Source organism: Micromonospora rosaria, assembly GCF_001567585.1.
GTDB classification, from domain to species: domain Bacteria; phylum Actinomycetota; class Actinomycetes; order Mycobacteriales; family Micromonosporaceae; genus Micromonospora; species Micromonospora rosaria.
Genome location: NZ_LRQV01000185.1, coordinates 1 through 10824, shown reverse-complemented (window position 1 = coordinate 10824; position 10824 = coordinate 1). Strand labels below are relative to the sequence as shown.

General features: G+C 74.3%; 10 protein-coding genes. 4 read left to right on the top strand and 6 right to left on the bottom strand.

What is annotated here, in order from left to right:
• A partial coding sequence (locus AWW66_RS29430) for a polysaccharide biosynthesis protein (protein ID WP_083979146.1) occupies positions 1-1725 on the bottom strand: 1725 nt, incomplete at its 3' end.
• A gap of 187 nt (positions 1726-1912) precedes the next feature.
• Here AWW66_RS29430 and AWW66_RS29425 point away from each other — a divergent pair.
• Complete coding sequence (locus tag AWW66_RS29425; protein WP_067373215.1) at positions 1913-3361, top strand: tyrosine-protein kinase domain-containing protein; 1449 nt, start codon at positions 1913-1915, stop codon at positions 3359-3361.
• Here AWW66_RS29425 and AWW66_RS29420 read toward each other — a convergent pair.
• On the bottom strand, positions 3342-3896 hold the full coding sequence (locus tag AWW66_RS29420; protein ID WP_067373212.1) for an arsenate reductase/protein-tyrosine-phosphatase family protein: 555 nt from the start codon (positions 3894-3896) through the stop codon (positions 3342-3344). The two genes, AWW66_RS29425 and AWW66_RS29420, sit on opposite strands and share 20 nt — an antisense overlap.
• Positions 3897-4025: 129 nt before the next feature.
• Between AWW66_RS29420 and AWW66_RS29415 the strand changes: the two genes are divergently transcribed.
• The 3 genes from AWW66_RS29415 (at position 4026) to AWW66_RS29405 (ending at position 7744) form a co-directional block, all read left to right on the top strand.
• Positions 4026-5264, top strand: a complete 1239-nt coding sequence (locus AWW66_RS29415) for a glycosyltransferase family 4 protein (protein ID WP_067373209.1) — start codon at positions 4026-4028, stop codon at positions 5262-5264.
• A gap of 176 nt (positions 5265-5440) precedes the next feature.
• The gene (locus AWW66_RS29410; protein WP_245648539.1) at positions 5441-7144 is read left to right on the top strand and encodes a DUF4012 domain-containing protein; all 1704 of its coding nucleotides are present in this window, start codon (positions 5441-5443) and stop codon (positions 7142-7144) included.
• Positions 7145-7156: 12 nt separating this feature from the next.
• Entirely contained in the window at positions 7157-7744 is a 588-nt protein-coding gene (locus AWW66_RS29405; protein WP_067373203.1) for a hypothetical protein, read from the top strand.
• A 175-nt stretch (positions 7745-7919) separates the two neighbouring features.
• Here the strand turns inward: AWW66_RS29405 and AWW66_RS29400 are convergent, their stop codons facing one another.
• From AWW66_RS29400 to AWW66_RS29385, 4 genes are all read right to left on the bottom strand, one after another.
• Positions 7920-9377: an MFS transporter gene (locus AWW66_RS29400; RefSeq protein WP_067373200.1), complete on the bottom strand. Its 1458-nt coding sequence runs from the start codon at positions 9375-9377 to the stop codon at positions 7920-7922.
• Complete coding sequence (locus AWW66_RS29395) at positions 9353-9589, bottom strand: hypothetical protein (protein WP_067373197.1); 237 nt, start codon at positions 9587-9589, stop codon at positions 9353-9355. Before AWW66_RS29395 ends, AWW66_RS29400 begins: the two co-directional genes overlap by 25 nt.
• A gap of 233 nt (positions 9590-9822) precedes the next feature.
• On the bottom strand, positions 9823-10485 hold the full coding sequence (locus AWW66_RS29390) for a nucleotidyl transferase AbiEii/AbiGii toxin family protein (RefSeq protein ID WP_067373221.1): 663 nt from the start codon (positions 10483-10485) through the stop codon (positions 9823-9825).
• A gap of 50 nt (positions 10486-10535) precedes the next feature.
• Positions 10536-10824: hypothetical protein (locus AWW66_RS29385; protein WP_245648538.1), on the bottom strand; the 289-nt coding region annotated here is incomplete at its 5' end.

Genomic DNA, 10824 nt, shown 5'->3' with positions numbered 1-10824 from the left:
TACCCGGACGTGCGAGATGAGCGGGTGGATCGGCCGGCTGTCGGTCTCGTCGGCGCCGAAGAGGTCCTCGTGCAGCTTCTCGCCGGGGCGGAGCCCGGTGAAGACGATCTCGGCGCCGGTGGGGGAGTCGTCGGCCAGCCGGCGGGCCACGTCGGCGATGCGGACCGGCTGACCCATGTCGAGCACGAGCGCCTCGCCGCCGCGTCCGATGGTCGCCGCCTGGAGCACCAGGTGCACCGCCTCCTGCACGGTCATGAAGTACCGGGTGACGTCGGGGTGGGTCACGGTGATCGGCAGGCCGGCCTCGAGCTGGCTGCGGAACGCGGTCAGCACCGACCCCCGGCTGCTGAGCACGTTGCCGAACCGGACGCTGAGGTAGCGGCCCCCGGAGCACGCGGCGTGGTGCGCGGTCAGCCGTTCGGTGAGTCGCTTGGAGTAGCCCAGCACGCTGATCGGGTTGGCCGCCTTGTCGGTCGAGATGTTGACGAACTCGGCGACGTCGCGGCACGCCTCCAGCACGTTGAGGGTGCCCAGGATGTTGGTCTTGATCGCCTCGCCGGGATGCCGCTGCAACAGGGTCAGGTGCTTGAGCGCCGCGGCGTGGAAGACGATCTCCGGCTGTCGGTCGGCGACGATCCGGCTGATCTCGGCGGCGTCGCGGATGTCGGCGAGGATCAGCTCCGGCCCGTCGAGCATCGCCCGCCCGTGCAGGGACAACTGGAGCGCGTGCAGGGCCGACTCGTCGCGGTCGAGCATCATCAGCTCGCCCGGTTCGCAGCGGGCGATCTGCCGGCACAGCTCCGAGCCGATGGAGCCGCCGGCGCCGGTGACCAGCACCCGCCGACCGCGCAGGCCGCTGCTCTCGACGGTCAGGTCGGCCACCCGCTGCGCCCGGCCGAGCAGGTCGGTGAGCTGCATGTCCCGCACGTCGGTCACCGCCACCGGCCGGTCCAGCAGGTCGCGGATCGGCGGCAGCACCTTGAACGCGGCCCCGGCCCGCAGGGTACGGGCCCGCACGTCGCGGATCAGCTCGGCGTCGGTGCCGCCCATGCAGAAGATCACCGTGTCGGCCCGGGTCCGCTGCACGATCTCGCCCACCTGTTCCCGGCCACCGAGCACCCGGACGCCGTCGAGGCGCAGGTCCCGCTCGTCGGGGTCGTCGGCGAGCAACCCCACCGGCAGGTAGCGGCCGAGCGGGTCGTCGTGCAGGGCCCGGACGAGACGGGGGGTGGTGGCGTCCACGCCGTAGATGAGTGTCCGGCTCGTCGTCGACGAGGTCGCGCGGCGGCGGTCCCGGTGGTACCGGTACGCGGCCCGCCCGGACGCCATGATCAGCAGCGCGATGGCGGCGCCCACCACGGGCGTGGTCGCCGGGACCGGCCGTTCGGGCAGCGGCACGATCACCAGCAGCGCGCAGGTCGCCACCAGCGCGGCGGTGCCGGTCAGGTCGCGGGCCTCGCCGAGGCTGCCCACCGGATGCCGTCCGCGCAGGCTGCGCCGGACCTGCCCGACTGCGGCGTGGACCAGGGCACAGGCCAGGGCGGTGGCCAGCACCCAGCCGCACTGGTTGACGGTGAGTGCGAACTCGAAGCGGGTCCCGGCGGCGACCAGGAAGCCCCCGCACCAGGCGAGGGCGTCGAACGTTAACAGGGGTAGGAGGCCCCGGTGCCGGGCCGGCCGGTGCTCGCTGGTGGAGGCGGACGAGGTCGGTGCTGCGGCGTCCATGCTCTGCCCTCGGGTTCTTGTCGCCGTCTGAGGGATTTACGGCGGATATGGTTTCCGATCGTCTACATTCGGTTGGTCCCGTCCGCGCCGAATGGGGGGGAACTAAATACTGTCATGGGTTTTGTCGAGTTATGGGGAGTTTCGTTGCATTTCTTGTCGACAGGCACGGGACCGGGAGGGGCGACTCATGGAGGTACGTGACTACCTGCGGGCCGTTCGGCGACACTGGTGGATCGTCCTGGTCACGGTGATGGTGGCGCTGGGCGTGACCACCCTGGTGACCGTCCGCGCGCAGCCCCGGTACGCCGCCTCGGTGACCTTCTTCGTCACCACTCCGAACCAGGGCGTCAGCGAGGCGTACCAGGGCAGCATCTTCATGCAGCAGCGGGTCAAGTCCTACGTCGACCTGCTGCAGAGTGACCGGCTGGCGCAGAGCGTGGTGGCCCGGCAGCCGCTGGGCCTGACCGCCGAGGCGGTACGCGGCCGGATCGAGGCGAAGACCGTCCCCGACACGGTGCTGCTGCACGCCACCGTCACCGACACCGACGCCACCCGGGCCCTGCGCCTGACCGAGGCGGTGGCGACCGGCTTCGTGGATCTGGTCAAGCAGGTGGAGACCCCGCCCGAGGGGCGCACCGCCCCGATCAAGGTCGAGGTGATCGGCGGCCCCCGGGTCGGCTCCACCCCGGTCTCCCCGCAGCCGCTGCGCAACTATGGCGTGGGGACGCTGGTCGGGTTGCTGCTCGGGGTGGGACTGGCCATCCTGCGCATCAAGCTGGACACCCGGCTGCGGGACGCGCTGAGCCTCCAGCGCGTCACCGGCAGCCCGCTGCTCGGGGAGATCCCCTTCGACGCCACCGCCCGGACCGAGCCGCTGATCGTCGGCGAGGCGGCCAACTCGCCGCGCGCCGAGGCCATCCGCAAGCTGCGCACCAACCTGCGCTTCGTCGACGTGCACGAGCCCGCCCGGGTGATCGCGGTGACCAGCGCCCTGCAGGGCGAGGGCAAGACCACCACCTCCTGCAACCTCGCCATCGCCCTGGCCGAGGCCGGCTGGCGGGTCGCGCTGGTCGACGCCGACCTGCGCCGGCCCAAGGTCGCCGAGTACCTCAACCTGGAGTCGAGCGTCGGGCTCACCGACGTGCTGGTCGGCGACGTGCAGGTCGGTGACGTGGTGCAGCGCTGGGGCGACAAGTCGCTGCTGGTGCTGCCCAGCGGGTCGACCCCGCCGAACCCCAGCGAACTGCTCGGCTCCAAGGCGATGGCGGACCTGCTGGTGGTGCTGCGCGAGTCGGCCGACATCGTGGTCATCGACACCGCCCCGCTGGGCAGCGTCACCGACGGTGTGGTGGTCGCGGTCCAGGCCGACGGCGCCCTGCTGGTCAGCCAGCACGGCCGCACCGACCGGGGTCAGGTGAGCGCGGCGGCGCACGCGCTGCAGTCGGTCTCCGTCCGGCTGCTCGGCTGCGTGCTGAACATGGCCAAACTCGGCAAGGCCGACGTCTACCGCTACGAGACGTACAAGATCGAGGTACCGGCCGCCCGGTCCCGTACCTCGGCCGCCCCGACCGGGGCCTTCCTCGGACCGGACCGGGTCGCCGACCCGACCCAGGAACTCACCCGGCTGCGTCGATGAGCGCCGCGACCGGCAGCACGCACCGCTCGATCTCCCGCGCGCAGCGCTGGAAGTCGGCGAGTTCGCCACCGAGCGGGTCGGCCAGGTCGTCGTCGGCGGGGGCGGCGGGTTGCAGCCGTCCCCGCGCCTGGGCCGCCGCCCGCACCACGGCCCGCACCGGCTCGCCGGTCCCGGTCTCGGGCGGCGACGCCAGGTCGGCGAGCCGGCCGAACTGGCGCAGCGTGAACACCCGGTGCAGCGCGGCGGGGGCCAACGAGACACACCTGCCCCGCTGGTGGCGGCTCGCGGTCAGCACCAGGGCGGCGTCGAGCAGGTGCCGGGTGTCGACCCGGCGGCTGCGGAAGCCCTCCGGGTCACGCCCGGTGCCCGCGGCCACCTCGGCGGCGTACGGGTGCATCGGCCGGCCCTCGACGGCATCGGTGCCCGCGCTGACCACCGTCACCGGCAGGTGGGCGAGCAGGCCGGTGGCGAGGTACTCCGCCATCGGCGAGCGGCACAGGTTGGCGTGGCACACGAACAGGATCCGCTCGGCCATCGGGGCCCCTCTCCACGGTGTCGTCCGGCACGCCGGTAGCCGGGCGGCCGGTGAGGGGCTGCCGGCATCGTACGCGCCGCAGCCGCCACGGCGGTGTCCCGCCGCGCCGGCCCGGACGGGGGTGGCCCGGTGAGGATCGGCGTGCTGTCGTACCACTTCCCGCCGGAGCCCGCGTTCGTCCCCGGTAGCCTCGCCGAGGAACTGGCCGCGCGGGGCCACGAGGTACGGGTGCTGACCGGCTTCCCCGACTACCCGGGCGGCCCCGTGTACCCGGGCTGGCGGCAACGCTGGCACCACGAGACGCGCGGCGAACGGCTGACCGTGCGCCGGGTGCCCCGGTTCACCGCCGACGGCGCCGGCCCCCGGGGTCGGTTGGCCGCCCAGCTCTCCTTCGCCGCCACCGTTGCCGCGGCCGGTCGCGGTTTCCTGCGCGGGATCGACGCGCTCTACGTGTGCCACCACCCGGCGGGCGCGTTCGCCGCCGCCGCCCTCGGGCGGGTGCTGCCCCGGGTGCCGACCGTCCTGCACGTGCAGGACGTCTGGCCGGGGGAGGAGGCCGACGGCGACCGGTGGGCGCAGCGGATCGCGGCGGCCAGCCGGTCGGCGTACCGGTCGGCCGACCGGATCGCGGTGAGCGCCCCGTCGATGCGCGACCTGGTGACCGCCGCCGGTGCGCCCGCCGACCGGGTCCGACTGGTGCTCAACTGGACCGACGAGCGGCTGTTCCGGCCGGTCACCCCGGGTGCCCAGGCGCGCCGGCTGGTCGGCGGCGCGGGCCGGTGCGTGGTGATGCACGCCGGCACCATGGGCGCGCAGCAGGGGCTGGAGACGGCGGTGCGGGCGGCGGCGGCGTTGGAGCACACGGTGCACCTGGTCCTGGTCGGCTCCGGCGCGCAGGAGCTCCGGCTGCGGGCGCTCACCGCCGACCTGGGCCTGCGCAACGTCCGCTTCGTGCCGCGCCGCTCGGCGTTGGACATGCCCGAGCTGTACGCCGCCGCGGACTACCAGTTGGTGACGGCGCGGGACCTGCCCGAGCTGCGGGGCACCGTGCCGGCGAAGGTGCAGGCGGCCCTGGCCTGCGCGGCGCCGGTGGTCGCCGCAGCCGGGGGCGACACCGCCGAGCTGGTCGAGCGGGCGCGGGCCGGGCTGTCCTGCCCACCGGAGGACTGGGCGGCGCTGGCGGACCGGTTCTGGCTGGCCGCGGCCATCCCGGCCGCCGCCCGGCTGGAGATGGGCCGCCGGGGGCGGGACGCCTACCTGCGGGAGATGTCGCTGCGGGCCGGTGTGGACCGGATCGAACGGCTGCTGCACGAGGCGGTCGACGCCCGGACCGGAAAAAGGCCACCAAACACCGCGCGCGGCGCGTAATTGGCGATAACCGTCCAGATGCCTCCTCGGGCGTGTTAGAAGTTGCTGAGGAGAAATGGCAGCTTGTGTCCGTTATCAGATCGGAGGGTGGCGTGGCGGAAAGTCCGGCCCCGAGTGGTCCGCGGTCCCGCCGTCGCCGATGGGCCCGGCGGCGTCGGGCGCTGCTGGGCGCCCTCGTGGTGCTCTCCCTGCTGCTGCTGGGCACCGGCTGGGTGGGGGTGCGGGGCTGGCAGGCCCGCGCCCACCTGCTCACCGCCGCCGACCTGGCCCAGGACCTGAGCGCCCAGTTGCGGGCCGGGGACACCGCACGCGCCCAGCGCACGCTCGCGGCCCTGCAGGAGCAGACCGGCCAGGCCCGGACCGCGACCGGGGACCCGGCCTGGTGGCTGGCCGGACACGTGCCGTACGGCGGGGACGACCTCGCCGCGGTCCGCCGGATCGCGGTGGTGATCGACGACCTGGCCCGGCACGCCTTCCCACCCCTGCTCCAGGTGGACCTCACCGCGCTGCTGCCCACCGGCGGCACCCTCGACCTGATCGGACTGCGTGCGGCCACCGGGCGGCTGGCCGCCGGCGACGACGCGATCCAACGTAACCGGACGGTGCTGGCGGGCCTGCCCGCCGACGGTCTGCTGCCCCCGGTCCAGGCCGCGCTGACCCGGCTCCGCGACGAGGTGGACGGCCTGGCCCGGCTGACCGCCGTGGCCCGGGAGGGCGCCCGGGTGCTGCCCCCGCTGCTGGGCGCCGACGGTCCCCGGACGTACCTGCTCGCCTCGCAGAACCTGGCCGAGTTGCGGGCCACCGGCGGGATGCTGGGCGCGTACGCGCTGATCCGGGCCGAGGACGGTCGGGTGCGGATCGTCGGGCAGGGCAGCGCCGCCACCGAGTTGCGGCGCTTCGACCCGCCGGTGAAGGTGCTCACCGCCGAGATGCGCCAGCTCTACGCGGACCTGCCCGGGGTCTTCCCGGCCGACGTGAACCTCACCCCGCACTTCCCCACGGCGGCGCGGCTGTTCCGCGAGATGGTCCGGCGGCGGACCGGGACGACCGTGGACGGCGTCCTCGCGGTGGACCCGGTCGCGCTCTCCTACCTGCTGGCCGCCACCGGCCCGGTCGCGGTGCCGGGCGGCCCGAAGCTCAGCGCGGAGACCGCCGTGCGGACCCTGCTCTCCGACGCCTACCTGCGCCTCGACGACAGCGCGCAGGACACGTACTTCGCCTCGGCGGCGGCGGTGGTCTTCGACGCGCTGTTCGGGCCGGACGTCAGCCTTCCGGGTGTTTTGTCGGCTATCAGCCGTTCTGTTGACGAACGTCGGATATTGTTCTGGAGTGCCCGCGCGGAGGAGCAGCAGGTTCTCACCCCGAGCCGGCTGGCGGGAGTGCTACCGGAACAGGAGGACGAACCGACCGTCGGCGTGTTCCTCAACGACGGCACCGGCGCGAAGCTGGGCTACTACCTGAACCCGTCGGCGCACCTGACGGTCGGCGAGTGCCGCCCCGACGGCCGGCGTCAGCTCCGGCTGCGACTCTCCCTGCACTCCTCGGCGCCGCGTACCGGGCTCACCCCCTCGGTGCTCGGGCCGGGCCGCAACGTCCCGCCCTACACCGTCCGCACGCTGGTCAACGTCTTCAGTCCGGCGGGCGGCGCGGTGCTGGGCGGCCGGCTCGACGGCCGGCCGGTGTCCCTCGGCAGCGGTGTCGAACGCCGCCGTCAGGTGGTCACCGCGACCGTCGAGCTGGGTCCGGGCACGTCCCGGACCCTCGAGGTCGACCTGCTCACCGCGGTCGGCACCACGGTCGGCGCCGCCGACCTCTGGCACACCCCCACCGCCACCCCGTGGACCACCCAGATAGATCCCGCACCAGCCTGTAACCAGTAGGAGGGAACCATCATGCGGCTCAACCGCATCATCATGGCGCTCACGATCGGTCTGGCCGTGGCGGCCGTGCCGACCGTGGCGGCCGCGGCCCAGCCGCAGCCAGCGCCCACCGTCACCACACCACCCGCGGACTACCCGCCGCAGCCCCCGGCGCTGACGGTCAACCCGACCTCGCTGACCCTGGGCGCGAGCGCCCAGCTCACCGGCTGGGGCTTCGGGCCCAACGAGACGGTGGACATCACCATCCGGGTCAACCCCGTCCTGCCGCCGCTGGTGGCGACGACCGACGGGGACGGCTGGTTCACCATCAGCCACACCCCGCACCTGCACGGCACGCACACGTACACGGCGACCGGCCGCGTGTCGGGCCGCACGGCGTCCGTGACCCTGGAGGTGCTGCCCAAGCCCCAACCGTCGCCCAGCCGGAGCACCTCGCCGTCCCCCAAGCCCCCGCACAAGGGCGGCTGGCTGCCGGTCACCGGCGACGACGCCGGGACGCCGCTGAAGGTCGGCGGCGCCCTGGTCGGCGTCGGCGCGGTCCTGATGCTGCTCACCCTCGCCTGGCGGCGCAACCGCCTCGGCGCCGGGTCGGGCAGCTGACGGTACGGCGACACCGGGCAGCGCCCGGCGTGGCAGCGGGCGGCGTCCGCCGGAGCGATCCGGCGGACGCCGCCCCGTTGTCGTCGACCGGTCCCACCCCGACCGGCGGTGAACCGCCAGTGGCGTGTCACGGCGCTGACGCCGGCACCGGCGACCGACACGTGGCGGCCTGCGGTCAGCGGTGTCGCCGGCCCGGCCGGGCGCGTCCCCGTCCGATGTCGACCAGGGCGGCCACCAGCGCCACCGCGATGATCCCGGCGGCCAGCAGCACCGAGTGCCGGAAGGCGAGCGACCAGTCGCCCCGGGTGCCGAGGGTGGCGAAGAAGAGCGTGCCGACCGCGGCGATGCCGGTCGCGGAGCCGATCCGCTGCCCGGTCTGCAACATGCCCGCGCCGCTGCCGGCCAGCGGCACCGGGACCTCGGCGAGGGTGAGCGTCTGGTTCGGCGCGATCACCAGCCCGCTGCCGAGGCCGGCGAGCAGCAGCGGCGCCGCGAGCAGCAGCGGCACCGGCGCGCCGGCGCCGACCCGCAGCACGAGGACCACCGCGACCAGCCCCACCACCACCGCGCCGAGGCCGAGCGCCACCAGGGGCCGGCCGTAGCGGTTGACGATCCGGCCGCCGAGGGCGGAGGTCGCCGCCGATCCCAGGGCGAACGGGGTGATGGTCACCCCGGCGACGAGAGCGCTGTAGCCGAGCCCGTCCTGCAGGTAGAGGGTGACGATGAAGAAGATCGCGGTGAAGCCGCCGAAGTAGACCAGCGCGATCACCGCCCCGAGCAGGTACGAGCGGATCTGGAACAGGCGCAGGTCGAACAGGGGTTCCCGGCGGCGGCCGTACCGTCGCTCCCAGATCCCGAAGGCGACCAGGGTCGCCAGGCCGAACGGGAGGAGCAGCCACCGCCAGGGGCTGTGCCACTGCTCCCGCTGGACCAGGGGGAGCAGCAGGGCGACCACCCCGACGCCGAGCAGCGCGACGCCGACCGGGTCCAGTCCGCGCCGGTCGGCGTGCGCGGTCGACGGGCGGGCCGGCAGCAGCCGCCAGCCCAGCAGCACCGCGACGATGCCGACCGGCACGTTGACGAAGAACACCCAGCGCCAGCCGTGCTCGGTGCCGCCGAGGTGGATCAGCAGACCGCCGAGGAGCGGGCCGACCGCGGTGGAGATGCCGATGGTGGCGCCGAGCAGGCCGAACGGCCGGGCCCGTTCCGGCCCCCGGAAGAGTTCCTGGATCAGCCCGGCCACCTGCGGGTTGACCACTCCGGCGGCGGCGCCCTGCACCAGCCGGGCCAGCACCAGCCACTCGGGGGAGCGGGCCAGCCCGGCCAGCGCGCTGGTCAGGGTGAACAGCGCCACTCCGACGACGAAGGCGGTCCGTCGGCCGCGCAGGTCACCGAAGCGACCGGCCGGCACCAGGACCAGGCCGAAGGTGAGCGCGTACCCGGAGAGCACCCACTGCAGGTCGCTCGGGGTGGCCCGCAGCGCCCGGTCGATCGAGGGGATGGCGACGTTGACGATGCTGATGTCGAGCAGCGTCATGAACGCGGCGACCAGGCCGACGCCGAGCGCCGGCCAGCGTCGCGGATCGGCGGTGTCGCGGGCGGGGGCGGTCACGCCATCTGGCGGGCACACCATCGGGGGCCGAAGTCCAGCCCCGACATCGGGGAGTCCTCCCGGTGCAGCAGGTTCTTGTCGGTGAGCGACCGCAGCGGCGGGTGCACCTGCTCCTCGTCCATCCCGGCCTCCTCGGCGATCAGGTCGGGGTAGGGCACCTGGCCGCGCGACTCCAGCGCGCCGACCGCCTCGTACACCCGCACCTCGACGTCCGAGAGCTGCACCTCCCGCATGACCGTCCTCCTTCGCATCCGCCGCCCGACGGGCGGTCCGCGTCGCGCGGGTACCCGGTGCCGCGGCGAAGATGCACGTCAGCGGGGGTGTGGACCCTGTCCCGGCCCGGCTTGGTCCCGCCCGGCCGCAGGCCCCTAGCATCCGGCTATTCACCCAGGATCCTAGGATGCTATAGCGGGTGTGAGCCCCCGTACCGCAGCCGACACGACCCCGGACGGCAGAGCCGGAACGGTCAGCGGGGCCAGACGGCGAGCCGGTCGCGGAGCTGGGTCACCTGTGCGGAGTCCAGCCCGTACCGGGCGAAACGGCGGTCGGGCACCCGGTCGAGGTACCGGCCGGCGGCCCGGATGTCCGCCGGGTCCAGGGCGGGGTCGAGCTGCCGGGCCAGGTCGAGCAGGTCGGCCACGGTGTAGTGGTCCAGGGCGGCGGCGACGTCGATGTAGTCGCGGACCTCCCGCCGGTTGACCAGCGCGGCGGTCTTGTTGGCGATCAGGTCGCGCAGGTCCATCACCGGGCCGAGGTCCATCACGACCGGACTGCGGTGCCGGTCGAGCCGGGCCAGGCTGAGCCGGATCTGCCGACCGTCGCGCCCGACCACGAAGTCCTTCATGTCCCGGTCGAAGCCGGCGAACAGGTCGGCCAGGTCGCTGTCCGGGTCGGCGTCGAGCACCTCGAACCCGGCCCGTTCCAGGGCGGCCCGGACCTCGGTGGCGGCGGCGAGCGCCGCCCCCTCCACGTCGGCGACCAGGTCCACGTCCTCGGTGGGGCGGGTGACCAGGCCGTGGGCCGCCCAGGCGACCCCGCCGCCGAGGACGAACCGGTGCGGGCCGGCGGCGGTGAGCGCCACCCGGGCCACCTCCCGGTAGAACCCGTGCAGATGATCGGCGCTGTGCAGGTGACCGCTGCTGCCCGGTTGGCCGGCGTTGTCGTCGGGGTGGCCGGCGCTCACGCGGCGCGCAGCCCCCGGTGGCGGGCCTCCCACGCCTGGCGTACCCCGCGCGGCAGGTTCAGCAGCGGCCAGACCCGACGCAGGGTCCGGCCGTCGATCAGCGTGCGCAGGTCGTCGGCGCGGGTGCTCTCCCGCAGCACGTTCTCGTACATCCAGAGGAGCTGGTCGGGGTCGGCGAGGTCGAAGGTGCGGTCGCTGCTCCACATCAACCGCACCGGCAGTTCCACCACCCCGCGCCGGGGGCCGGTCAGCTCGGTGAGGGTGCGGGTGACCACGGCGGGGCGG